22 protein-coding genes, 2 pseudogenes and 1 riboswitch are annotated in these 25,940 nt (G+C 39.3%); of the genes and pseudogenes, 20 read left to right on the top strand and 4 right to left on the bottom strand.

Features of this window, described 5'->3' with window-relative positions; all coding sequences use genetic code 11:
• Positions 1–66: 66 nt before the first annotated feature.
• Complete coding sequence (mnmE, locus tag MHH90_RS04970; RefSeq protein ID WP_011227195.1) at positions 67–1,437, bottom strand: tRNA uridine-5-carboxymethylaminomethyl(34) synthesis GTPase MnmE; 1,371 nt, start codon at positions 1,435–1,437, stop codon at positions 67–69.
• Between the two features lie 128 nt (positions 1,438–1,565).
• Positions 1,566–2,909 carry an alanine/glycine:cation symporter family protein gene (locus MHH90_RS04965; RefSeq protein WP_100285026.1) on the bottom strand — a complete coding sequence of 448 codons (1,344 nt, stop codon included), beginning with the start codon at positions 2,907–2,909 and terminating at the stop codon, positions 1,566–1,568.
• 94 nt (positions 2,910–3,003) lie between these two features.
• A riboswitch (glycine riboswitch) is annotated at positions 3,004–3,110 on the bottom strand.
• 314 nt (positions 3,111–3,424) lie between these two features.
• Between MHH90_RS04965 and pcrA the strand changes: the two genes are divergently transcribed.
• The 20 genes and pseudogenes from pcrA (at position 3,425) to MHH90_RS04865 (ending at position 23,416) form a co-directional block, all read left to right on the top strand.
• On the top strand, positions 3,425–5,734 hold the full coding sequence (gene pcrA, locus MHH90_RS04960; RefSeq protein WP_084825637.1) for a DNA helicase PcrA: 2,310 nt from the start codon (positions 3,425–3,427) through the stop codon (positions 5,732–5,734).
• Between the two features lie 120 nt (positions 5,735–5,854).
• The gene (locus MHH90_RS04955; RefSeq protein ID WP_167401497.1) at positions 5,855–7,135 is read left to right on the top strand and encodes an O-acetylhomoserine aminocarboxypropyltransferase/cysteine synthase family protein; all 1,281 of its coding nucleotides are present in this window, start codon (positions 5,855–5,857) and stop codon (positions 7,133–7,135) included.
• 60 nt (positions 7,136–7,195) lie between these two features.
• Positions 7,196–7,951, top strand: a pseudogene (locus MHH90_RS04950) (HAD-IIB family hydrolase).
• Positions 7,952–8,015: 64 nt separating this feature from the next.
• Positions 8,016–8,510 (top strand): thiol peroxidase, encoded by a 495-nt coding sequence (tpx, locus tag MHH90_RS04945; RefSeq protein WP_232979342.1) that lies wholly within the window; start codon positions 8,016–8,018, stop codon positions 8,508–8,510.
• Between the two features lie 122 nt (positions 8,511–8,632).
• Complete coding sequence (locus tag MHH90_RS04940; protein ID WP_014621568.1) at positions 8,633–9,253, top strand: restriction endonuclease subunit S; 621 nt, start codon at positions 8,633–8,635, stop codon at positions 9,251–9,253.
• Between the two features lie 87 nt (positions 9,254–9,340).
• Complete coding sequence (locus MHH90_RS04935) at positions 9,341–9,574, top strand: DUF1858 domain-containing protein (protein WP_014621569.1); 234 nt, start codon at positions 9,341–9,343, stop codon at positions 9,572–9,574.
• A 1-nt stretch (position 9,575) separates the two neighbouring features.
• Positions 9,576–10,822: pseudogene (locus MHH90_RS04930) on the top strand (DUF438 domain-containing protein).
• A gap of 166 nt (positions 10,823–10,988) precedes the next feature.
• Positions 10,989–11,870 carry a tRNA pseudouridine(55) synthase TruB gene (truB, locus tag MHH90_RS04925; RefSeq protein ID WP_340725811.1) on the top strand — a complete coding sequence of 294 codons (882 nt, stop codon included), beginning with the start codon at positions 10,989–10,991 and terminating at the stop codon, positions 11,868–11,870.
• Positions 11,867–12,787 (top strand): bifunctional riboflavin kinase/FAD synthetase, encoded by a 921-nt coding sequence (locus MHH90_RS04920; protein ID WP_011681127.1) that lies wholly within the window; start codon positions 11,867–11,869, stop codon positions 12,785–12,787. Before truB ends, MHH90_RS04920 begins: the two co-directional genes overlap by 4 nt.
• 60 nt (positions 12,788–12,847) lie before the next feature.
• Positions 12,848–13,261: a Spx/MgsR family RNA polymerase-binding regulatory protein gene (locus MHH90_RS04915; protein WP_002950728.1), complete on the top strand. Its 414-nt coding sequence runs from the start codon at positions 12,848–12,850 to the stop codon at positions 13,259–13,261.
• Positions 13,254–13,535 carry a UPF0223 family protein gene (locus MHH90_RS04910; protein ID WP_002950730.1) on the top strand — a complete coding sequence of 94 codons (282 nt, stop codon included), beginning with the start codon at positions 13,254–13,256 and terminating at the stop codon, positions 13,533–13,535. The genes MHH90_RS04915 and MHH90_RS04910 overlap by 8 nt, the downstream gene beginning before the upstream one ends.
• Positions 13,525–14,292, top strand: a complete 768-nt coding sequence (locus MHH90_RS04905; protein WP_011681130.1) for an inositol monophosphatase family protein — start codon at positions 13,525–13,527, stop codon at positions 14,290–14,292. Before MHH90_RS04910 ends, MHH90_RS04905 begins: the two co-directional genes overlap by 11 nt.
• 82 nt (positions 14,293–14,374) lie before the next feature.
• Complete coding sequence (locus MHH90_RS04900) at positions 14,375–15,685, top strand: RsmF rRNA methyltransferase first C-terminal domain-containing protein (RefSeq protein WP_014608296.1); 1,311 nt, start codon at positions 14,375–14,377, stop codon at positions 15,683–15,685.
• Positions 15,686–15,809: 124 nt separating this feature from the next.
• A complete protein-coding gene (locus tag MHH90_RS04895) occupies positions 15,810–16,685 on the top strand; it encodes a phosphate ABC transporter substrate-binding protein PstS family protein (protein ID WP_002950736.1) in 876 nt (291 codons plus the stop codon).
• Positions 16,686–16,687: 2 nt separating this feature from the next.
• Positions 16,688–17,602: a phosphate ABC transporter permease subunit PstC gene (gene pstC, locus MHH90_RS04890; protein ID WP_011225969.1), complete on the top strand. Its 915-nt coding sequence runs from the start codon at positions 16,688–16,690 to the stop codon at positions 17,600–17,602.
• Positions 17,592–18,476, top strand: coding sequence for a phosphate ABC transporter permease PstA (pstA, locus tag MHH90_RS04885; RefSeq protein WP_002952978.1), 885 nt, complete (start codon positions 17,592–17,594; stop codon positions 18,474–18,476). Before pstC ends, pstA begins: the two co-directional genes overlap by 11 nt.
• A 10-nt stretch (positions 18,477–18,486) precedes the next feature.
• The gene (pstB, locus tag MHH90_RS04880) at positions 18,487–19,290 is read left to right on the top strand and encodes a phosphate ABC transporter ATP-binding protein PstB (RefSeq protein WP_002950744.1); all 804 of its coding nucleotides are present in this window, start codon (positions 18,487–18,489) and stop codon (positions 19,288–19,290) included.
• A gap of 12 nt (positions 19,291–19,302) precedes the next feature.
• Positions 19,303–20,061, top strand: coding sequence for a phosphate ABC transporter ATP-binding protein PstB (gene pstB / locus MHH90_RS04875; protein ID WP_011225971.1), 759 nt, complete (start codon positions 19,303–19,305; stop codon positions 20,059–20,061).
• A gap of 27 nt (positions 20,062–20,088) precedes the next feature.
• Complete coding sequence (gene phoU / locus MHH90_RS04870) at positions 20,089–20,742, top strand: phosphate signaling complex protein PhoU (protein ID WP_041827032.1); 654 nt, start codon at positions 20,089–20,091, stop codon at positions 20,740–20,742.
• Between the two features lie 133 nt (positions 20,743–20,875).
• The gene (locus MHH90_RS04865) at positions 20,876–23,416 is read left to right on the top strand and encodes a M1 family metallopeptidase (protein WP_340725809.1); all 2,541 of its coding nucleotides are present in this window, start codon (positions 20,876–20,878) and stop codon (positions 23,414–23,416) included.
• Between the two features lie 161 nt (positions 23,417–23,577).
• Here MHH90_RS04865 and xerS read toward each other — a convergent pair whose 3' ends face one another.
• Positions 23,578–24,648: a tyrosine recombinase XerS gene (xerS, locus tag MHH90_RS04860; RefSeq protein WP_014608300.1), complete on the bottom strand. Its 1,071-nt coding sequence runs from the start codon at positions 24,646–24,648 to the stop codon at positions 23,578–23,580.
• A gap of 224 nt (positions 24,649–24,872) precedes the next feature.
• Positions 24,873–25,862 (bottom strand): lipoate--protein ligase, encoded by a 990-nt coding sequence (locus MHH90_RS04855; RefSeq protein ID WP_340725808.1) that lies wholly within the window; start codon positions 25,860–25,862, stop codon positions 24,873–24,875.
• Between the last annotated feature and the right edge of the window lie 78 nt (positions 25,863–25,940).

Genomic DNA, 25,940 nt, shown 5'->3' with positions numbered 1-25,940 from the left:
TCCTGTAATAACTTAATTTAAAATAAAAAGATAGCAATCTATCTTTTTACATAAATTAAGTTATGTCTATTTACCGAGACAGAACTGACTAAAGAGTTGAGTAATAAGCTCATCCGGTGCGGCGTCACCAGTAATTTCGCCAAGAATTTCCCATGTGCGAGTCATATCAACTTGTAATAGGTCAACAGGCATACCTAATTCAAGACCTTGATTAACGGCTTCGAGACTTTCAAGCGCCTTTTCAATGAGTGAGATATGGCGTGCATTTGAAAGATAAGTAGCATCTTTTTCTACTAAGCCAGCATTATCAAAGAAGAGTTGGTTGATACGATCTTCGATTTTGTCAATGTTTTCATTTTTGAGGACTGAAATTGGGATAAGGTCCTCAGGAAGCTCTTCAGTCTGGATAGCTTGTGGAAGGTCCGTCTTATTTAAGAGAATGATTCGGTTGCTATTTTGGCTGATGTCAAGCAGTGTACGGTCTTGGTCGGTAAGTGGTTCAGAGCTATTAAGCACAAGAAGGACCAAATCAGCCTCTTCAAGAGCTTTTTTAGAACGCTCAACACCAATTTTTTCGACCACATCATCTGTGTCACGAATACCAGCGGTATCGATTAACTTAAGAGGAACACCCTTGATATTAACGTATTCTTCAATAACATCACGGGTAGTCCCTTCAATATCAGTGACGATGGCTTTCTCCTCACGTAGGAGATTGTTGAGAAGGCTAGACTTTCCGACATTAGGACGGCCTATGATTGCCGTCGAAAGACCTTCTCGTAGGATTTTTCCTCGTTTGGCAGTTGCAAGAAGATTTTCCAAGAGAGCCTGGAACTCTTGAGTTTTCTCACGGACTAGATTTGTGGTAACTTCTTCAACATCATCATACTCTGGGTAATCAATATTGACTTCGACTTGTGCCAAAGTATTAAGGATTTCTTGGCGTGTGTTGTTAATGAGATTTTTAAGCGAACCATCTAACTGAGAGACAGCAACAGTCATAGCCTTATCAGTTTTGGCACGAATCAAATCCATGACAGCTTCAGCCTGGGTCAAATCTATCCGTCCATTTAAGAAGGCACGTTTGGTAAATTCCCCTGGTTCGGCCATACGAGCACCAGAACGAATCAGGAGTTGAAGGATTTCATTGGTAACTGCGACACCACCATGTGTATTGATTTCTACGACATCCTCACGTGTAAAGGTTTTTGGTGCACGCATAACACTGACCATGACTTCATCAATAATTTCATTATTTTCGACAATATGGCCGTAGTTGATAGTATGAGAATCAACGGTTTCAAGATTTTTACCTTTGAAAACCTTATTAGCAATAGCAATAGCATCGGTCCCAGACAAGCGGACGATACCGATAGCACCTTCACCTAAGGGAGTTGAGATAGCAGTGATAGTATCGAATTCTTTGGTAATTGACATAGTTTTTCCTTTGGATTTTTTTCTTTACAAGTTTTAAAATGATTTAATTTCATTGTAACTCAAATGAGCAGTAGTAGCAAGGATTGGTTACCTTTAAAGGCAAGAAAAAAGAGCCTGAGCTCTTTTCCTTATTTATGACGTTCAAAATATGATTTAGACTCTCTGAGAATAATTGGTGAAAGGACTAGGAGGGCAATCAAGTTAGGCAATGCCATCAAGCCATTTACGATATCCGCAATTTTCCAAACAACCTCAAGTGTTAGGTAGCCACCAAGAGCGACCATAACTACAAAGATAAGACGATAAAATGAGAGGAATTTGGTAGATTTGAAAATAAATTCGAAACAACGTTCCCCATAATATGACCAACCTAGAATAGTCGTAAAGGCAAACAAGACTAAAGAAAGTGTTAGAGCAAGTTCTCCAAAAGTTCCAAAAATAGAAGAGAAGGCCGCTTGTGTCATTGGTGCACCTTCTAAGCTACCAGACCATTGTCCAGTTACGAGAATAGCAAGTCCAGTAAGCGTACAAATGATAATAGTATCGATGAAGGTACCTGTCATAGAAATCAAACCTTGTTCAACAGGCTCTTCAGTCTTGGCAGCAGCAGCAGCAATAGGGGCAGAACCAAGACCTGATTCATTAGAAAATACCCCACGCGCAATACCAAGTCGCATAGCAGCCATGACAGTTGCTCCAGCAAAACCTCCGACAGCAGCTTTACCAGTAAATGCTGATTGGAAAACCATCTCAAGCACAGGGAGCAGCTGATTGAAATTAGCAAAAATGACAATAAGTGCGGCAATGATGTAAAGACCAGCCATAAATGGCACAACTTTTTCGGATACTTTTGAAATAGATTGAATACCACCGAAAATGATAGCAGCAGTAATAAGAGCTAAGATAACACTAACAATTTTTGGTGACCAACCAAAGCTGTTTTGAAGAGATGATGTGATTGAGTTAACTTGCGAGAAGGTACCAATACCCAACCATGCGACAAGAACGCCAGCAAAAGCGAAGAAGTAGGCTAAAGGCTTAGCGATTATTTGCCATTTTCCACTAAAACCGTGTGTGATGTAATACATTGGTCCACCAGAGACATTTCCTTGGTCATCAAGCGTACGGAATTTAATGGCTAAGAGACCTTCAGCATATTTGGTTGCCATACCAAAGAAAGCAGCAATCCACATCCAGAAAAGAGCACCAGGCCCACCAGTCTTAATGGCTGTCGCAACACCAACAATATTACCAGTACCAATAGTTGCAGCAAGTGCTGTGGCAAGGGCTGCAAAACTAGAAATATCACCCTCTCCTTTATCTTCAGCAAAGATAAGTTTAAAGGCTTTAGGCAGACGAATGATTTGCAAAAGTCCAAGACGGATTGTAAGGTAGATACCAGTTCCTACAAGAAGGACAAGAAGGGGAGGTCCCCATACAAAGTCATCAATGGAAGTGAAAAAGTCTAACATGCGTTTAAAATCTCCTTAGACCGAGACGTCAAAAAGAGGTTTGGCTTAACCAGACCTCTGAAAGTACAAAGCTATTACTGAAAGTTAAAAACTTTCAATGCTTTCTGTCCTTTTACCTGAGAGTTTCGGGTCTTATCCCTTGCCCCTTCGGTGTCTTGTCTACAGCATAAGCCGTTTCAAGATCTCTCCAGAAGTCCGTCAATCACCAGTCATCCTGATGACATCACTCGGTTATTATTTTATTACGGTTCCATCATATCGAAAAAACCGAACGCTGTCAACATATAATTTTATTATATACGTAAAAAATCCGAATATTGAGCTTTCAATTTATCGTTATCTATAGTTTTCAATCTCTCAAAAAGCACGTAATGTCATCCTTTTTATTAAGCTGAGACCCTAGCAAAAACAAACAGTTTTTCACTCAATTATTTTTTTCTATTACGAATAGACTCTGCATTTTCATCTAAAAAATGATAAAATAGTAGAGCTTATTTTTGAGAATGGAGAATATGATGAACCCATTATTAACTGGTATGAATGATCAACAAGCCGAAGCAGTCCAAACGACTGAAGGCCCTCTTTTGATTATGGCTGGTGCTGGATCAGGTAAGACTCGTGTCCTTACCCATCGCATTGCCTACCTTATCGACGAAAAAATGATCAATCCTTGGAATATTTTGGCCATTACCTTTACCAATAAGGCTGCCCGTGAAATGCGTGAACGTGCAGTGGCTTTAAATCCCGCAACTTCAGAAACCTTGATTGCGACCTTCCATAGCATGTGTGTACGAATCCTTCGTCGTGAAGCGGATCATATTGGCTACAACAGAAACTTTACTATTGTAGATCCAGGAGAACAACGTACTTTGATGAAACGTATTCTCAAGAATCTGAATTTAGATCCTAAAAAGTGGAATGAACGTGCCATTTTAGGGACCATTTCTAACGCCAAAAATGACCTCTTAGATGAGATAGCTTATGAGCATCAAGCTGGTGACATGTATACGCAAATCGTAGCCAAATGTTACAAGGCCTATCAAGAAGAACTTCGTCGTAGTGAGGCCATGGATTTCGACGATTTGATTATGATGACTCTTCGTCTCTTTGACAAAAATCCCGATGTCCTCGCTTATTATCAGCAACGTTATCAGTACATTCACGTAGATGAGTATCAAGATACCAACCATGCTCAATACCAATTGGTAAAACTCCTAGCTTCACGCTTTAAGAATATCTGTGTCGTGGGTGATGCTGACCAATCAATCTATGGATGGCGTGGAGCTGATATGCAGAACATTCTTGATTTTGAGAAGGATTATCCTGAAGCTAAGGTTGTCCTTCTGGAAGAAAACTACCGTTCAACCAAGAAAATTCTTCAAGCGGCTAACGATGTCATCAAGAACAACCGCAACCGCCGTCCTAAGAAACTTTGGACTCAAAATGATGAAGGTGAACAGATTGTTTATTACCGTGCTAACGACGAGCGTGATGAAGCTGTATTCGTAGCTTCAACAATCGATAATATCGTCCGTGAAAAAGTCAAGAATTTCAAAGACTTCGCTGTTCTTTACCGTACCAATGCTCAGTCTCGTACCATTGAGGAAGCCTTGCTCAAGTCTAATATTCCATATACAATGGTTGGTGGGACAAAATTCTACAGCCGTAAAGAGATTCGTGATGTTATTTCTTATTTGAACTTGATTGCCAACACTTCGGATAACATTAGTTTTGAACGTGTCGTCAATGAACCTAAACGTGGAGTTGGGCCTGGCACACTTGAAAAGCTTCGGAACTTTGCCTATGAGCAAAACATGAGTCTCCTAGATGCTTCAGCTAATATCATGTTGTCTCCCATTAAAGGGAAAGCAGCTCAAGGTGTTTACGATTTCGCTAACATGATTCTGAACCTACGTGATCAGTTGGATGGGCTAAGCATTACCGATACTGTAGAAGCTATTTTAGACAAGTCTGGTTATCTGGATGCTCTGTCCATGCAACAAACGCTTGAAAGCCAATCACGCATTGAAAATATTGAAGAGTTCATGTCTGTAACAAAGAATTTCGACGAGACTAATACAGATGGAACTGAAGATGAGACAGGCATTGACCGTTTAGGCCGTTTCTTGAATGATTTGGCTTTGATTGCTGACACGGACGATGGTGAGATTGAGGCAGCAGAAGTAACCTTAATGACCCTCCACGCCGCCAAAGGGCTTGAATTCCCAGTTGTCTTCCTAATCGGTATGGAAGAAGGAGTCTTCCCTTTGTCACGTGCTTCAGAAGAGCCAGATGAACTCGAAGAAGAGCGTCGTTTGGCTTACGTAGGTATCACTCGTGCGGAAGAGATTCTTTTCCTTACCAACGCTAATACGCGTACGCTTTTTGGTAAGACTAGCTATAATCGTCCTAGCCGTTTCTTACGTGAAATTTCAGATGATTTATTACAATATCAAGGTCTAGCACGTCCAGCTAATTCATCATTTGGTGTTCGTTTTACAAAGGAAGAGCCGATACAATTTGGTCAGGGCATGAGTTTACAACAAGCGCTTCAGACCAGAAAAGCAAATGCACAGCCGCAAAAACATACTGGCGCTCAGCCATTTTCAAAAGCTACTGGGGGACTACCTTTTAGTAAGGCTTCAGACTCTGGAAACTCAGCTACAGATTGGGAAATCGGAGATATCGCTCACCACAAGAAATGGGGAGATGGTACCGTCCTAGAAGTAACTGGAAGTGGTAAGACACAGGAACTTAAGATAAAATTTCCAGAAGTTGGACTTAAAAAAGTCTTGGCAAGCGTAGCACCTATTGTGAAGAAATAGAAAGGGACCGAAAGGTCCTTTTTATAATCCCTCCCTATCACATTGATAAAAAATTTCTATTAGACAGCTAGATTTTCTAGGTGTAGAATGAAGGCAACTTTTGTTTTGGAGGACACCCATATGTCACGAGAATTTTCATTTGAAACCTTACAATTACACGCTGGACAAACACCTGATAAGGAAACAAAATCACGTGCTGTTCCAATTTACCAAACCACTTCATATGTTTTTGACGACGCTCAAGAAGGTGAAGATCTCTTTGCCCTTAGAAAGCCTGGTAATATCTACACACGTATTACTAATCCAACAGTAGCAGTACTTGAAGAACGTATTGCAGCCCTCGAAGGTGGTGTTGGGGCCCTGGCTACGGCATCAGGTATGGCTGCAATCACCTATGCTATTCTTGGTTTGGCACATGCTGGCGATCATGTTGTTGCCGCAACAACCCTCTATGGTGGGACATTCAATCTCTTAAAAGAAACTCTTCCACGCTATGGTATCACAACAACTTTTGTAGATGTTGACAATCCTGAAGAAATTGAAGCTGCTATCAAAGATAATACCAAGCTTGTCTTGATTGAGTCTTTGGGAAATCCGCTTATCAATATTCCTGATTTTGAAAAAATTGCTGAGATTGCTCACAGTCATAAGATTCCGTTGGTTGCTGACAATACTTTTGGAACTCCATATCTCATCAATGTTATCTCCCATGGTGTAGATATCGTGCTTCATTCTGCAACTAAGTTTATCGGTGGACATGGAACAACTATTGGAGGTCTTATCGTCGATTCTGGTAAATTTGACTGGGAAGCTTCAGGCAAATTCCCACAGTTGGTTGACGAGGCCCCATCTTACCACAATATCAGCTATACGCGTGATGTTGGTCCAGCAGCATTTGTAACTGCCCTTCGTACACAACTTTTGCGTGACACAGGGGCTGCCTTGGCACCTTTCAATGCTTTCTTGCTCTTGCAAGGACTTGAAACACTTTCACTTCGTGTCGAACGCCACGTCGAAAATACTAAAAAAATCGTAGACTTTTTGGAAAATCATCCAAAAGTTGAAAAAGTTAACTATCCTGGATTACCATCAAGTCCTTACTATGATTTGGCACAAAAATACTTCTCTAAAGGACCAGGTTCTATTTTCACTTTCCATGTTAAAGGTGGACAAGACGAAGCACGTACCGTTATAGATAATCTTGAAATCTTCTCAGATTTAGCTAACGTTGCTGATGCAAAATCTTTGGTGGTGCATCCTGCAACAACAACTCACCAACAATTGGCAGAAGCTGATTTACTAGCTTGTGGTGTCACTCCAAATCAAATTCGTATCTCAGTTGGTTTGGAAAACGCAGATGATTTGATTGAAGATTTAAAACTAGCTCTTGATAAAATCTAAGTATTTCAATACAAAATGATTTAGCCAGCTCTTTAGTTGGTTTTTTGTTATACTATCCCTATGAAATTTGTTTTTGATTTGGATGGAACCCTATGTTTTGATGGTATGACCATGTCAAAAGACCTACAAAAGGTTCTTTTAACTGCACCAAAATACGGGCATGAAATTATTTTTGCAACAGCACGCTCTTACAGAGACTGTCTTAGTGTTTTAGAAGGAGAATTGAGAAAGCTGACAGTAGTTAGCTTAAACGGTGGTGAAGTTTTTTAAGATGAACGCTTAGTATCACAATACAGAATACCTTCTTCTGCTCCAAGAACGATTGTTAGCTACTGTGATATTTATAATCTCCCTTATTTTATTGATGATACCTTTAATTATGCTATTCAAAATTCTGAGCAAATCCCTTTTCTTTCAAATGTTGATCCATTAAACAAAGCAAGGATTTTGTCTATTCATGAACTTAATGAGCCCGTCAAAGTTGTTATTCCACTTGTAGAGCATGAAGATATACGTGAAGACCTTATCTTTAATCTAAACAAACTGGAATGTTTAGACCTTAGTTATCATGATATCGAAAGGTGTCTTTACATTAATCCTAAAGGTGTGACCAAGGCTAGTACTGTTTTAAACCACTTTGGTAAAGACTTTGTAGCTTTTGGAAATGATCAAAATGATATTTCTCTTTTCAAAAATGCTATATATGGAGTGCAAATTGGTGATTATCCCTACCTAAATAACTTTGCGGATGAGGTTATTCCTGCAATTAATGCAGTTATTGCTGAAAAAATTAGACTACTGTTTGAAAAATTCTAAACAAATGCTTAGGCTTATCCCTATATTTACAGTACAATAGTTAAAAAAGTATTGGAGGACTAACATGCCAACATTTATTGGAAAACTAGTTACAGTAGCTGAAGACAAGCAACTTCAAGTTGGAGATATCTTGCGTGACTTTAACTTGACAGCCACAGATTTGAGTCAAAAAACACTTTCAGAATTCGACGGTAAGAAAAAAGTTATCTCTATCCTTCCATCCATTGATACAGGTATCTGTTCAACTCAAACACGTACCTTTAACAAGGAATTGTCAGAACTAGATGATATAGTGGTAATTACTATTTCAGTGGACCTACCATTTGCACAAGCTCGTTGGTGTGGTGCTGAAGGTCTTGAAAATGCTATCATGCTTTCTGACTACTATGACAATAGTTTCGGAAAAGAATATGGTGTCCTTATCGAAGAATGGCACTTGTTAGCTCGTGCAGTTTTAGTTGCAGATGCTGACAACAAGATTACCTATGTTGAGTATTTGGACAATATCAATTCAGATCCAAACTATGAAGCAGCAGTGGCAGCTGTTAAAAGTTTATAATTAAGAGACTTAGGTCTCTTTTTTTGCCTTTATTACAGTTCTCACTTGCAAAAGTATTAGCTTCTTGCTATTATTGTATAGCAATACTCATTACGGATACTAGAATATAAAAAGGAGATCCAATGTCTGAAAAAGAAAGACCTCAACTTATTATCGATTATGAAGCTAATACAGATAAACTCGTTCGTTTAGGAGATGTTGTCGATCAATTTAAAGGAAAAGCCATTCCTGCTAAGGCAGAACCAGGAGAGTTTGCAGTTATTAACCTATCGGATATGACAAGCAACGGCATTGCCTACGATAACCTAAAGACGTTTTCTGAAGAACGCCGAAAATTATTACGCTTTCTTTTAGAAGATGGTGATGTCCTTATTGCTTCTAAGGGAACGGTTCAGAAAGTTGCTGTTTTCGAAGATCAAGGTAAGCGTGAGGTAGTCGCTTCATCAAACATAACAGTGCTTCGTCCCAAAGAGAAACTTCGTGGTTTCTACATCAAATTCTTTCTTGAAACTGAGATTGGGCGTGCCTATTTAGACTATGCTGATAAGGGTAAGGCTGTCCTAAATTTGTCGACAGCTGACCTCTTGGATATTAAAATTCCTGAGATACCGATTGTTAAGCAAGATTATCAAATTGCTGCTTACTTACGTGGGCGTGCCGATTACCACCGTAAGATGGTTCGTGCAGAGCAGGAATGGGAAAATATCCAGCAAAACGTTACAGAAGCCCTATTTGGGAATTAACAAAGCCAACAAACTAAGATTTGTTGGTCTTTTTTTCATTCTTCTCGTGTATAATGGAAGTAATAAATATGTTATTAGGGGGTCATTATGACTACCAACACTATAGATTTATCACAACCTGTTGCAACAATCATAAAAGAGCATCCAGAGGTCAAGGAATTACTGATTAATCTTGGTTTCAAGTCCTTGTCCAACCCAGCTATGCTAAATACTGTCGGTAAGGTAACAAGTTTAAAAGCTGGCTCTAAGTTATCAAATATTCCCTTATCTAAAATTAAGCGAACCTTACTGTTCAATGGTTATGATGTCATCGGAGACTAATATGGAAAACAATCGTATTCAAATACTTAAAGAAATTCTCCTTGATTTACATCATGGAGCTAGTCCCGAAAATGTTCAAGAGCGTTTCAATCAACACTTCAAGGGAGTATCTGCACTTGAAATATCTATGATGGAGCATGAATTGATGGCATCTGAAGATGGGGTTACCTTTGAAGATGTAATGAGTCTCTGTAATGTCCATGCCAACTTATTCAAGGGAGCAATTGCAGATGTCGAAGTAGCAGATGCTGATCAAGAAGGTCATCCTGTCTATGTTTTCAAGCAAGAAAATCTAGCCCTACGTTCAGCTATACTTCGTATCCGTCGTATCATAGAAAACATCAGTAAACCTGAAAATAAGCCCTTTAAATCTGATTTATTAAACGGTCTTAAGCATCAGATGACTTTACTTGGGCAATTCCATAATCATTATACGCGTAAAGAAAAGCTTTTCTTTCCCATTATGGAGCGTTATGGTCACGATTCACCTCCAAAGGTTATGTGGAGAGTAGATGACGATATCCGAAAACTTTTTTGAGATGCAGGGTCTAAACTCCAAGAACTTTCGAACTCTGATGCTGATATTGAAGAATTCTCAAAAGCATTCGAAACATTTTCGGAAGAATTTGAAGCTATGATCTTAAAAGAAGAGGCTATCTTACTTATGATTCTGCTTGAAACCTTCACACAGGATGATTAGCTTTCAATTGCCGAGGAAAGCGATGCCTACGGCTATGCAATTATAAAAAAAAACAGTCTAGGACAAGGACTGAGGAAAATACCGAAAATACTCGAATCATCGACACTCCTGAGGGTCAATTCACTATCACCTTCACGCCAAAACCAAAAAATAAATCTGTCGCAAACAGAGAAACCACTCAGCCATTTGGTAATGGTTACCTTTCTGTTGAACAGGCTAATCTCATTCTTAATCATCTCCCTTTGGAAATCACTTTTGTTAATAAAGATGATGTTTTCCAATACTACAATGATAATGTCCCGGCGGATGAGATGGTCTTTAAACGAACGCCTAGCCAAATTGGACGAAATGTTGAACTTCGTCATCCACCCAAAGTACTTGATAAGGTCAAGAAAACCTTTAACTTACTCAGAAGTGGGGAACGTGACCAAGTTCCAATGTGGTTCAAGTCTGAACGTTTAGGAAAATTCGTCTATGTAACTTATGCTGCTGTCAGGGATGACCAGGGGGATTTTCAAGGTGTCTTAGAGTATGTGCAAGATATTTAGCCTTTCTTTGAATTGGAAAGTGATCTAAATAGAGATATCGATTAAAATGAACAAGTAGTCCTGTGATTTCTTCTCATTATAAAAGTTAGGAGGTTAGAGATGTTGTTCTCTGCCTCTTTATGTTTCTACCTAGCTCTTTAGGATTGCTTTTGATATAATTAAAAGTATGATTTCAGGAATTATTAATCTAAAAAAAGAGGCTGGAATGACCAGTCATGATGCTGTTTTTAAACTACGCAAAATATTACATGAGAAAAAAATTGGGCACGGCGGAACTCTTGATCCAGATGTTACTGGTGTTCTACCTATAGCAGTTGGAAAAGCTACTCGTGTTATTGAATACATGACTGAAGCGGGTAAAGTCTATGAAGGCGAAATCACTATTGGATTTTCGACAACTACCGAAGATGCTAGTGGAGAAGTCGTCCAAACAACTCCAATAACAGAGCTAGATGGAGCAACTGTCGATCAGGCGATGGCTAGTTTTGAGGGAGAAATCACACAAATTCCTCCTATGTATTCAGCGGTTAAGATCAACGGAAAGAAACTTTATGAGTACGCCCGAGCTGGAGAAGAAGTTGAACGTCCTCAACGTCAGGTAAAAATTACCGAGTTTGTCCGAACCTCACCTATTGAGCTAGAAAACGGTACTGCAAGATTCACCTTCCGTGTTGCTTGTAGTAAAGGAACTTATGTCCGCACCTTATCTGTTGATTTGGGTGTAAAACTAGGCTTTGCTAGTCATATGTCTGCTCTGCGTCGAACAGCTTCTGCAGGTTTAACATTAGATTCATCCCTAACTCTGTCACAAATTTCTGAAATGGTAGAAGCAGGAGACCAGTCCTTCCTACTCCCTATTGAATTTGGCGTTCAGGACCTGCCAGCCGTACAAGTCACTGAAGATGATGCCAAAGAAATCTCATTTGGTCGCTTTATTTCAATTAATAGCCAAGAGCCTTTGGTTGCTGCCTTTTTGGGCGACAAAGTTCTAGCTATTATGGAAAAGCGAGGTCAAGTCTATAAATCTAGAAAAGTATTAAGTCAATGAAAGTAACGCCGATAAACGATTATAAAGATATCCATCAGGATAAGGAAACCGTCTTGGTCTTAGGGTATTTCGATGCTCTTCATCGTGGTCACAAGGTCCTTTTTGATAAGGCACGCCAGATTGCTGATGAAAAACAGCTTGAAGTAGCTGTCCTTACCTTTAACGAGAGCCCTCAACTGACTTTCCAACGCTATACGGATGATCTCCTTCTGCATATCACAGCACCTCAGAGACGTTGTGATCTTTTTAAAGCCTATGGCACAGATCAACTTTACTTAACAGATTTTAATAGTGATTTTGCTCGAACAAGTTCTGACGACTTCATTACACGTTATATTAACCGTCTAAAAGCTCAAGAGATTGTAGTTGGGTTCGACTATAAATTCGGACACCATCGCACTGATACGGACTATTTAGACCGTAATTTTTCTGGTACTGTTCATGTCATTGAGGAACAGCAAAGTGGTGGCGAAAAGATTTCATCAACGCGTGTTCGTCAATTAATCCGAGAAGGCAATGTGAAAGAGGCCAATAATCTCTTAGGACATGAATTCTCTACGCGAGGGATCGTGGTACATGGTGATGCGCGTGGTCGGACTATTGGTTTCCCAACAGCAAATCTAGCACCTATCGATAGGACTATTCTACCAGCAGATGGTGTCTATGTTGCGGATGTCGTAATTGATGGTAAGCGCTATCGTTCCATGACTAGTCTAGGAAAAAACGTCACTTTTGGTGGTACAGAGTTACGTCTTGAAGCCAATATCTTTGATTTTGAAGGTGATATATATGGAAAAACAATCGAAGTCTTCTGGTTAGATTATATCCGTGATATAATAAAATTCAATAATATAGACGAGCTATGTGACCAACTGAAAGCGGATAAAAAAATTGCGGAAAACTTTAAGAAAGCGTAGCCAAAACTAAGAAAATAATGTATAATATTTTTGGAAAGTTAATGTGAAAGGGGTGTTTGCATGGTAACTTTATTTTTATCACCTAGCTGCACCAGCTGTAGAAAGGCACGAGCATGGTTGATCAATCATGAAGTTGCTTTTGACGAACGCAATATCATCACGAGCCCATTAACTCACGATGAATTGATGAATATTTTGTCTCATACGGAAAATGGTACTGAAGATATCATTTCAACTCGTTCTAAAGTCTTTCAGAAGTTGAATATTGATGTGGATAATTTGACAATTGAGGAGCTCATTCAATTGATTTCTGAATATCCAAATCTTCTTCGTCGACCAATCATTATGGATAACAAACATATGCAAATCGGTTTTAACGAAGATGAGATTCGTGCCTTTTTGCCTCGTGACTATAGAAAGCAAGAATTGCGTCAAGCGACTATTAGTGCTGAAATTAAGGGTAATAATGACTAAAGGAAATTATTCCTACCCACTCGATCCATCATGGAGCACTGAGGAAATTACCACAGTGCTTCATTTTTTGAGTCAGGTAGAAAAAGCATATGAGAGTAAGGTTGACCGTGATCAGCTCTTGGAGGCTTATAAGGCGTTTAAAACAGTTGTTCCAGGAAAAGCACCTGAAAAGCAACTAGACAAGGCCTTCCAAGAAGCAAGCGGTTTTTCAATCTACCAAGCTGTCAGAGCTGCTAAAGCAAAAGAAAAAGGATTTGTAACACTTGGAAAATAAACTTGTTTTTGCTAAAGAAATCATCAAGGAAGCTGGGGCGTTTATTAAAAAAAGTTTGAGTAAAACAATCACGGTAGAGGAAAAGTCTGCTTTTGATGATTTAGTAACTAATATTGATAAACAAACGCAAGATTTACTAGTAGCACGCATTAAATCAGCTTTCCCAACAGACAATATTTTGGCTGAAGAAAATAACATGGTTCATAATATCAAAGATGGAAACGTCTGGGTCTTGGATCCTATTGATGGGACAGTCAATTTTATCGTCCAACAGGATAATTTCTGTGTCATGATTGCCTATTACGAAAAGGGACAGGGAAAATTTGGCCTAATATACAACGTTATGGCTGATCAGCTTTTCTATGGTGGGGGTCAGTTTGACGTATACTGCAACGATAAATTGCTTTCACCATATAAGAGACGTCCTCTGGATCGTTGTCTAGTAGGTAGTAATGCTGCTATGTACGCTAAAAATTACCATGGTATAAAAGGATTCATTGACAAAACTTTGGGTGTTCGAGTGTATGGTGGTGCTGGTCTAAGTATGTCCAAGGTCCTTTCTGGTCAAATTTTAGCTTACTTTTCAGTTATTTACCCATGGGATTATGCTGCAGCAAGTATTATGGGAAAAAAATTGGGCTACCAACTTGAAACCATTACTGGAGAGCTACTTGATTATTCTAGTCGCCAAGCTGTGATGCTTGTTCCTAAAGATAGACTTGAAGAAATCAGAGATATTCTTAACTCAGAAAATTAACTTTAAAAATATATACTATTCTGGACAAATCAGAATAGCAAGTTCTCTTGAGTGGTCCAGTTTTTTTGATAGAAAGGAAACTATGAAATTTCCATCAGATTTTATAGAAAAATATAAAGACTTACTTGGTGCTGAAGCGGAGGAATTCTTTACATCTTTTGATCAAGAAGCTGTGTCTGCCTACCGCATTAACCCTCTTAAAAAGCAGCAGAAGGACTATCCTGATCCTATTCCTGGAACACCTTGGGGCCATTACGGTAAAATTTCAGGAAAATCTTCTGACCACGCGACTGGTTTAGTTTATTCTCAAGAACCAGCTGCTCAAATGGTTGCTCAAGTGGCAGCTCCATCAAAAGGAAGCCGTGTTCTAGACTTAGCCGCAGCACCAGGCGGAAAATCCACGCATCTCCTAAGCTATCTGGATAACACAGGTTTACTCGTCAGCAACGAAATCAATTTCAAACGTAGCAAGGTTCTAGTTGAGAATATTGAGCGATTTGGTGCTAAAAATGTTGTTGTGACTAATACGTCAGCTGATAAACTAGCCAAAGTTTTTAAAAATTATTTTGATATGATTGTCTTTGATGGACCATGTTCTGGAGAAGGAATGTTTCGCAAGGACCCTGATGCAATCCAGTATTGGCACAAGGACTATCCTAGTGAACTGGCACAATTGCAGAAGGACATCCTAGCAGATGGTTTGAAGATGTTAGCCCCAGGAGGACAATTAGTTTACTCAACATGTACCTGGTCTCCTGAGGAAAATGAAGGTGTTGTTGCTTGGATTTTAGAGAATTACCCTGACCTTGAATTGGTGGCAATCCCTAAATTGAACGGGATGAGCGATGGGATTGATTTTCCAGAAACAGCTCGAATGTATCCACACCATTTCAAGGGGGAAGGTCAGTTTGTGGCAAAATTCCAGGATAAGCGCATGCCTGAGCAGTCATGCATCAAAGAGGGGAAAACAAACCTCAATAAGGAGCAAAAACAGCTCTGGGATGATTTTGTTAAAAAACACCTCAAGCTACCTCTAGACGGTTTACTACAAGTCTTTGGCGACAACCTCTATCTACTTCCTAGGGGACTACCAGATCTTTCCAAAGTTAAAATCGCACGCAATGGCTTGCATCTTGGCATCTTCAAGAAAAAACGTTTTGAGCCAAGTTTTGCACTTGGAATTGCTTTAACATCGGATGAAGTAGTCTCAAGTATAGAGTTAACTCAAGAACAATTTGCACAGTATGCCTCTGGTAATGTGGTTACACTTGACCAAACGTTAGAAAACGGTTGGTATCAACTTTTGGTAGATGGTAATGGATTTGGCTTTGCTAAGGTTATTGGAAATACTTTAAAAAACTACTATCCTAAGGGTTTAAGATTCCATATTTGAAGCCTGTAATCAAACTGTAACATGACATAATTAACCTAGACTTGGTATAATTAATTTAATGTCTTTTAACAGTATATATTGAAGGCATTGGTTAAATTTTGTGACAACATATCGGAGGATAGAAATGAAAAAAACAAAAGGCCTTGCAGTGATTTTATCACTGGCAATGGCCATGCTAGTCTTAACTGGTTGTGCCTCTTGGATTGACCGTGGTCAGTCCATTACAGCAGTTGGTTCTACGGCTCTTCAACCCTTAGTAGAAGCAGCATCATATGGTTTTGCTGAAAAGAATCCTGAAATTGTGGTTAACGTCCAAGGGGGCGGTTCTGGTACTGGACTTTCCCAAGTGCAATCAGGTGCTGTTGAAATTGGGAATAGTGATCTTTTCGCTGAGGAAAAATCTGGAATCGATGCCAGTAAGCTCGTAGACTTTCAAGTTGCAGTTGCAGGTATTGCAGTTATCACTAATCAGAAAGTATCCGTTGATAATTTGACAACAGAACAACTTCGTAAAATCTTCACTGGAAAAATCACAAACTGGAAACAGCTTGGTGGACAGGATTTGGAAATTACTATCGTTAACCGAGCAGCTAGCTCAGGAACACGCGTAACTTTCGATGCTGTGATTATGGATGGCAAATCACCAATCCGTACCCAGGAGCAAGATTCTAACGGAATGGTTAAGTCAATTGTCGCTCAGACACCAGGTGCTATTTCATACCTATCATTTGCTTACCTTGATGATTCAGTTAAAACATTGAAACTAAATGGATTTGAACCTAATGCGAAAAATGTTGCGACTAACGATTGGCCTATTTGGTCCTACGAGCATATGTATACTAAAGGGAAACCTAATAGCTACACCAAACAATTCTTAGACTACATGATTAGTGACGAGGTTCAAGAAAATATCGTTAAAAAAATGGGATACATTCCAATTCATACTATGAAAGTTACTAAGGATGCTGACGGCAAGGTTACAAAGAAGAGTGAGGAGTAATCATGAAAAATGAAAAATTGATGAAACAATTAACTTCACCCTCTAAAAATTCACGCCTTGAGAAATTTGGTAAAACAATCACTTTCCTTTGCTTGGCCTTGATTGTTTTCATCGTAGCATTGATTTTACTTTTCGTTGCTCAAAAAGGCTTGGCGACTTTCTTTGTTAATAAAGTCAGCTTAGTTGAGTTTCTCTTTAGTGGCGATTGGTCACCGTCTGAAGGCAAATTCGGGGCTCTGCCAATGATTATAGGGTCATTTTTGGTTACCTTACTTTCAGCCTTGATTGCAACGCCATTTGCCATTGGTGCAGCTATCTTTATGACTGAGATTTCTCCTAAGGGAGCTAAATTCCTACAACCCGCTATTGAACTCTTAGTAGGAATTCCATCTGTTGTTTACGGATTCATTGGTCTGCAAGTCGTGGTTCCATTTGTTCGCTTCATTTTTGGTGGAACAGGTTTTGGTATCCTTTCAGGTACCTTTGTCTTATTCGTCATGATTCTACCAACCGTAACCTTTATGACAACAGATGCACTTCGTGCAGTGCCACGTCATTATCGTGAAGCTAGTCTTGCCATGGGAGCTACTCGCTGGCAAACAATTTGGCGTGTGACACTTAATGCGGCTAAACCGGGTATTTTCACTGCTGTTATCTTTGGTATGGCCCGTGCCTTTGGTGAGGCTCTTGCCGTTCAGATGGTTGTTGGAAATTCCGCAGTTATTCCTACGTCTTTAACGACACCAGCAGCAACGTTGACCTCTGTATTGACTATGGGAATCGGAAATACAGTCATGGGAACTGTTTCAAATAATGTCCTTTGGTCACTTGCCTTAGTGCTCTTATTGATGAGTCTTGGTTTCAATATGTTGGTGAAATTTATCACTCGTGAGAGAAAGAGAAATTATGAACGCTAAAAAAGTCGATAAAATTGCTATCAGCACGCTCTATGTGATTGCTGGCATTATTGTAACAATCCTAGCAGCCCTGATTCTCTATATCTTGGTTCGCGGGATTCCACACATCAGTTGGTCATTCCTGACTAGTATGTCATCATCTCACAAAGCTGGCGGAGGAATTGGAGTTCAACTATACAATTCATTATTTTTGTTGGTTATTACTTTAATTATTTCTGTTCCTCTTTCAATGGGAGCTGGTATCTTCCTATCAGAATATGCTAAAAAAGGCCGGCTCAGCAACTTTGTCCGTACCTGTATTGAAATCCTTTCATCACTGCCTTCAGTGGTGGTCGGACTCTTTGGTTATTTAATTTTTGTTGTACAATTCCAGTACGGATTTTCAATCCTTTCAGGTGCCTTGGCATTGACTGTCTTTAACTTGCCTCAAATGACTCGTACCGTTGAAGATAGTTTACGCACAGTTCACCACACTCAACGCGAAGCTGGACTTGCCTTAGGCTTGTCTAGATGGGAAACTATATGTCACGTTGTCATTCCTGAAGCTTTGCCTGGTATTGTGACTGGAATAGTACTTTCCTCTGGACGTATTTTTGGGGAAGCAGCAGCACTTATTTACACAGCAGGACAATCTGCACCAGCGCTTAACTGGAGCAACTGGAATCCGCTTAGCATATCTAGTCCAATATCAATTTTCCGTCAAGCTGAGACACTTGCTGTTCACATCTGGAAGGTCAACTCAGAAGGTACGACACCTGACGCCACTGCAGTGTCTGCTGGTTCAGCAGCAGTGCTTATGATTTTCATCTTGATTTTCAACTTTGGTGCACGTCGTTTAGGAGCTTACCTCCATAAGAAATTAACATCCGCTTAAAGGAGATTTCATGACAAAATACAATTGGGACGAGCGTCATATTATCACCTTCCCAGAGAAGAAGCTCGCTCTTGAAACCAAGGATTTGCATGTCTACTATGGTCAAAAAGAAGCCATCAATGGTATTGATATGCAATTCGAAAAAAATAAAATCACTGCACTCATCGGTCCCTCAGGATGTGGGAAATCAACCTTTCTTCGTAGCCTAAACCGCATGAATGATACTATTGATGTTGCCAAGGTTACTGGACAAATCCTTTATGAAGGAGTTGATGTCAATGCAAGTAATATCAATGTTTATGAAATGCGCAAACACATTGGAATGGTCTTTCAACGTCCAAACCCATTTGCCAAGTCTATCTATAAAAACATCACCTTTGCCCATGAATGTAATGGTGTGAAAGATAAGCAAACTTTGGATGAGATTGTTGAAACATCACTTAAACAAGCGGGACTTTGGGAACAAGTAAAAGATGACCTTCATAAGTCAGCTTTTACACTCTCTGGTGGTCAGCAACAACGTCTTTGTATCGCAAGGGCTATCGCCGTTAAACCACAGATTCTTCTTATGGATGAGCCAGCAGCTTCATTAGATCCTGTAGCTACTATGCAGCTAGAAGAAACCATGTTTGAGCTGAAAGAAGATTATTCCATTATTATCGTCACACACAATATGCAACAAGCGGCTCGTGCCAGTGATTATACAGCATTTTTCTACCTTGGTGATCTTATCGAATATGATGAAACCAAGAAAATCTTCCAAGATGCTGCTCTACAGTCAACCAGTGACTATGTATCAGGACGCTTTGGATAGAAAGGAGCACTTATGACTGAACCAATCATTTCAATCAATGATTTATCGGTGTATTTCAATAAGAAAAAAGCCATTAATAATGTGACTATGGATTTCTATCCAAATGAAATCACAGCCCTTATCGGGCCATCTGGATCAGGAAAATCAACCTTGCTTCGTTCTATCAACAGAATGGGGGACTTAAACCCTGAATGCACAGTTACTGGTGCAGTTTCCTACAATGGCCATAATGTCTACAGTCCTCGAACAGATACTGTTGAACTCCGTAAGGAAATTGGTATGGTCTTCCAACAACCCAATCCCTTCCCTATGTCTATATATGAGAACGTAGTCTATGGCCTTCGTATCAATGGTATCAAAGATAAGGCGGTTCTTGACAAAGCAGTAGAAGAATCTCTAAAAGGAGCTTCAGTCTGGGAGGAGGTTAAGGACCGACTTCATGACTCAGCACTTGGTCTTTCAGGTGGGCAACAACAACGAGTTTGTGTTGCACGGGTACTTGCCACCTCACCAAAGGTGATTCTTCTTGACGAACCAACATCTGCCCTAGACCCTATTTCCGCTGGTAAGATTGAAGAAACACTCTATAACCTTAAAGATCAATATACATTGTTGCTTGTCACACGTTCTATGCAACAGGCAAGCCGTATATCTCAACGAACAGCCTTTTTCCTCGATGGAGAACTTATTGAGTATTCATCAACTAAAGACATGTTCCTTAATCCACAACACAAAGAAACCGAAGATTACATTACCGGTAAGTTAGGTTAAGAAAGGACGGAGTCATTAACAATTATGATGTTACGAACACCCTTTGAAGAAGAATTAGAAAAGCTTCACAACCAATTTTATGCCATGGGTACTGAAGTTGCTGCACAGCTCAAAAAATCTCTGCGTGCCTTTATTAGTCATGACCTTGAATTAGCCAAGGAAGTTATCGAAAACGACGAAATCGTCAATAACTACGAAACCAAACTTGAGAAAAAATCACTTGAACTTATTGCGCTCCAGCAACCTGTATCAAGTGATTTACGTACTGTAATCACTGCATTAAAAGCATCTAGTGACGTCGAACGTATGGGTGACCATGCGGTGGCCATCGCTAAAGCAACCATCCGTATTAAGGGTGAAAGCAGAATGACAGATATTGAAACTGAAATCAAGAAAATGGGAAAAGCCGCCCGCCACATGGTCGAAGAAGCTCTCGAAGTTTACTTGAATGGTGACGAAGAACGTGCTTATGAAATCGCAGCTTCAGACGAGATTATTGATAATTATTTCCGTGACATCCAAGCTATGACAGTAGAAGGTGTCCGCGAAAATCCAGATGCAGCATTTGCTGCCAAAGAGTATATCCAAGTACTCGTGTACCTAGAACGTATTGGTGATTATGCCCGTAATCTTTGTGAATGGGTTGTCTACCTCAAGTCTGGAAAAATCATTGAATTATAGGCAAAGTTTAAAATCTATGTTATAATGAGCCTGTATTGAATAATTCAGGCTCATTTCTTTTGTTAAAGTACCTGATATCGAAACAAATATCAGTCTGTTTCGATACGAAAAGTTAGATTAGGAGTATTTACATATGACAGCATCTGTTGCTCGTTTTATCGAAAGTTTCATCCCTGAAAATTACAATCTTTTCTTGGACATTAATCGTTCTGAAAAGACCTTTACAGGGAATGTTGCCATTACTGGTGAAGCCATTGATAATCACATCTCTCTTCACCAAAAAGACCTTACCATTAATTCAGTTCTCTTGGATAATGAATCCTTGAACTTCCAAATGGATGATGCCAATGAGGCTTTTCATATTGAACTTCCAGAAACTGGGGTTCTAACAATTTTCATAGAATTTTCTGGCCGCATCACAGATAATATGACTGGTATTTATCCATCATATTACACTTACAATGGTGAAAAGAAGGAAATTATTTCAACACAGTTTGAATCTCATTTCGCCCGTGAAGCTTTTCCTTGTGTTGATGAACCAGAAGCAAAAGCAACTTTTGATCTTTCATTGAAATTTGACGCTGAAGAGGGCGATACTGCCTTGTCAAACATGCCAGAAATCAATAGCCATTTGCGTGAAGAAACTGGAGTTTGGACATTCGAGACAACACCTCGCATGTCTACATACCTTCTCGCCTTTGGTTTCGGTGCTCTTCATGGTAAAACAGCTAAAACAAAAAACGGCACTGAAGTTGGTGTCTTCGCTACAGTTGCACAAGCAGAAAATAGCTTCGACTTCGCTCTTGATATTGCCGTTCGTGTCATCGAATTCTATGAAGACTACTTCCAAGTCAAGTATCCTATTCCATTATCATACCACCTTGCTCTTCCTGACTTTTCAGCGGGTGCCATGGAAAACTGGGGTCTTGTTACCTATCGTGAAGTTTACCTCCTTGTAGATGAAAATAGCTCAGCTGCAAGCCGTCAACAAGTTGCCCTTGTTGTTGCTCACGAATTGGCTCACCAATGGTTCGGTAACCTTGTTACCATGAAATGGTGGGATGATTTATGGCTTAACGAAAGTTTCGCCAACATGATGGAGTATGTTTCAGTGAATGCTATTGAACCAAGCTGGAACATCTTTGAAGATTTCCAAACAACTGGTGTACCTAATGCTCTTCAACGTGACGCAACAGACGGCGTACAGTCTGTCCACATGGAAGTCAGTCATCCAGACGAGATTAACACCCTCTTTGATAGTGCTATTGTTTATGCCAAGGGTAGCCGTCTTATGCATATGCTCCGCCGTTGGTTAGGCGATGAAGCCTTTGCCAAAGGGCTTAAAGCTTACTTTGAAAAACACCAATATAACAATACTGTTGGACGTGACCTTTGGAATGCTCTTTCAGAGGCTTCAGGTAAGGATGTCTCTAGCTTCATGGACACATGGTTAGAGCAACCAGGATACCCAGTGGTTAGTGCAGAAGTTGTTGATGATACGCTTATCCTTAGTCAAAAACAATTCTTCATTGGTGAACATGAAGACAAAGGGCGCCTTTGGGAGATTCCATTGAATACAAACTGGAATGGGCTTCCAGATACACTTTCAGAAGAGCGTATTGAGATTCCAAATTATAGCCAGCTTGCTACTGAAAATAATGGAGTTCTCCGTCTTAATACAGCTAATGCAGCACATTACATCACAGACTATCAAGGACAACTCTTGGACAATATCTTAGAAGATTTTGCAAACCTTGATACTGTAAGTAAACTTCAAATCTTACAAGAACGCCGTCTTCTAGCGGAAAGTGGACGTATCTCGTATGCAAGCCTAGTTGGTCTTCTTGATCTTGTCGAAAAAGAAGAAAGCTTCTTGATTTCTCAAGCTAAATCTCAAATCCTTGCTGGTTTGAAACGCTTTATCGATGAAGATACAGAAGCCGAAGTGCATTATAAAGCCTTGGTACGTCGTCAATTCCAAAATGACTTTGAACGCCTTGGTTTCGATGCCAAAGAAGGGGAGTCTGATGAAGATGAAATGGTCCGTCAAACAGCTCTCAGCTACTTGATTGAAGCAGACTATCAACCAACAGTCCTTGCAGCCGCAAATGTTTTCCAAGCCCATAAAGAAAACATAGAAAGCATTCCAGCAAGTATCCGTGGCCTTGTCCTCATCAACCAAATGAAACAAGAAAACAGTCTGTCTCTTGTTGAAGAGTATATTAATGCATACGTGGCAACAAACGACAGTAACTTCCGTCGTCAATTGACCCAAGCACTTTCATATCTTAAAAATCAAGAAGGTCTTGACTACGTACTAGGTCAGCTAAAAGATAAAAACGTTGTTAAACCGCAAGATTTGTATCTCTGGTATATGAACTTCCTCAGCAAATCTTTTGCTCAAGAGACCGTTTGGGACTGGGCTAAAGAAAACTGGGAATGGATTAAAGCAGCTCTTGGTGGCGATATGAGCTTTGATAGTTTTGTTAATATCCCAGCAGGAATCTTTAAAAATCAAGAACGTCTTGACCAATATATTGCATTTTTCGAGCCACAAACAAGTGACAAAGCTTTGGAACGTAATATTTTGATGGGAATTAAAACAATTGCTGCACGCGTAGACTTAATTGAAAAAGAAAAAGCTGCGGTTGAATCAGCTCTTAAAGATTATTAATATAAAAAACAAGCTTTCCATGAAGGAGAGTTTGTTTTTATTCACAATGATTTACATAATTTTAGTTCTGCTAACAATCGTAAATAAAATTAGCATCACATAATTAAATTTATGTATAATAAAAATAATCAACCTAAATCGGAATGGTTTTGATTGGTTAATTATAAATTATCTAGAGCATTTTTTTGCTCATCATTTACAATATGGGTGTAAAGATCAGTGACCTGAGTGGAAGCATGACCAAGTTGATGACTAACTAAAACTTGAGACTTAGTAGCATCATAAAGACGTGTTGCCAAAGTATGACGTAGTTTGTGGGGAGTGACACGAATCTTGAAATCCTGAGAATACTTAGCAACCATTTTTTCGATACTTGAAGCATCAATACGGTTGGGAACGCCTCGATATTCTGTTAAAAATAGAGCAACATCTTGCTTTTCAGCCTTATAGCGTTTATTACGTATGCTAAGATAGTTTTCAAGATAGGGTCTTGCAAAACTCGCCATATTAACCGAGTCCCGTTGACCACCTTTTCGAGTAACGTCAATAACCATCATTTTTAAATTGATATCTTTAAGGTCCAGATTTACAGCCTCAGAGAGTCGAACGCCTGAAGACAGCAGCAGGGCAATGATGGCTAAATCTCGCTCTTTATTCTTATAAAACGAAGATTTCGCACGATTTGAGAGTTTGACTTCGTATTCATTTTCTACATAATCAAGGAACTTCATGGTTTCATCGCCTAGAAAAAGTTTTTGTTTGATATTCTCAGCACGTGCAGCCAAGGTCTCTTTCTTTTTCTTAGTCGAAATTTTTTTCATGACGTTACGATAGAAATATGGTTCACCATCAGGTCCCTCGACCTCCTCAGTTAAATACTTATAGAGACTAGATAGAGCTGAAAGCGTACGATTAATGGTTGTTTGAGAGACACCCTGTTTCTTTGAATAGGTATTTAAAGATGGACGTTCACGTAGATAGAGGACAAACGATTCCATATCTTTTTTAGTTAGATTCTCCAAGGTTTTGATATGAATTGAGGCAATATCATCAGCATCTGAAATACCTGAGTCAATTAACCAGTTAAAAAAGCGTTTATATTCCTTGAGATATTCATATAAGGTCGTGAAAGAATACGGTACCGATAGTTTAGATTGATAATACTCCAAAACAAACCAAGGCATAAGAGATTTGTATTCTTCAATTTTTTCTAGTAAGAGTTCACGTTTCATTAATCTTATTCTCCATAATTACTTAAATTACTTAATAGAAGTATATCACACCCTTATATTTCTTTCAAGAAAATTACAGTTTTTCGGAAAGATGTTATGAGGTGTTCTTCTCTTATGGTCTTTTTAGGTTTGCTGGCCTATGCTATTAAAAACTTACTAATCATCTACAATAATTTACGCATACAAAAACAACCTGGAGTTTGCCAGATTGTTTCAAACAATGATTAAGCTACGATAGCTTTTGCAACCTCCTCAGTTGTCATGTGTGAGAAATAAAGCGTTGTGTCAATGGTTTTGAGTTTTGCCAGGACATCTTCGTACTCGTAAGGTACACCGACCAAAAGTTCTTCAATATCAGATACATCGCCAATACCAAAGAAATCTCCGTAAATCTTAACAGATTTAATAATTGAATTTTCAACATTTGCATAGGTAGAAATCTTACCAGCTGGGTAACGGACATTACGTTCTACCGTGTATTCTGGAGATTGGCCGTATGTCCAGTCCCATGTATTGAATTGTTTCTCATAAGACTCTTGAATCTTAGCCAAATCGTCTTCAGAAAGGACATATTCGGTCATTTCTGGGTAGAATTCTTTCATTTTTTCCAAGATCTTATCTGAGAATTCATTTACAGTGCATTTTTCTGGCAATTCGTCTACAATGTTAGTCACACGAGCACGTACAGACTTAACGCCTTTAGATTCAATTTTGTCTTTGCTGACTTTAAGGGCTTGACCAAGAACGGACATATCAACGTCAAAGAGTAAGCAACCATGGTGCATCATACGACCTTTATAGTAGGCTTGGGCATTTCCGCAAAATTTTTTACCATCGATCTCAAGATCGTTACGGCCAGTAAATTCAGCCTTAACGCCCAAATCAGCAAGTGTTGCGATTACCGGTTGAGAAAATGTCTTAAAGTCAAATGCGCCTTCATCTGCCTTGTTTGAGATGATAGTATAGTTGAGGTTGTTCAAATCGTGATAAACAGCACCACCACCAGATAAACGACGAACGACCTTAATATCATGAGCATCAGTATATTCTTTGTTAATCTCTTGAATGGTATTTTGGTGTTTACCAACAATGATAGCTGGACGGTTAATCCAGAGAATGAACAATTCATCTTCATCTACCAATTCACGAAAGACATAGGCTTCCAAAGCAATATTATAGGCAGGATCATTTGATGTGTTTACGATATATTTCATGATGTCTCCTCTTGTAATGTGGTACCTATATTATAATGGAAAACGGTGACAAAGTACACGAAGATGGCTTGAGAGCAA

Origin of the sequence: Streptococcus sp. FSL E2-3488 (assembly GCF_038003585.1) — a bacterium.
Lineage (GTDB): Bacteria > Bacillota > Bacilli > Lactobacillales > Streptococcaceae > Streptococcus > Streptococcus thermophilus.
Note: the sequence above shows the minus strand (reverse complement) of the source record. Positions and strands in the feature narration are given on the sequence as shown.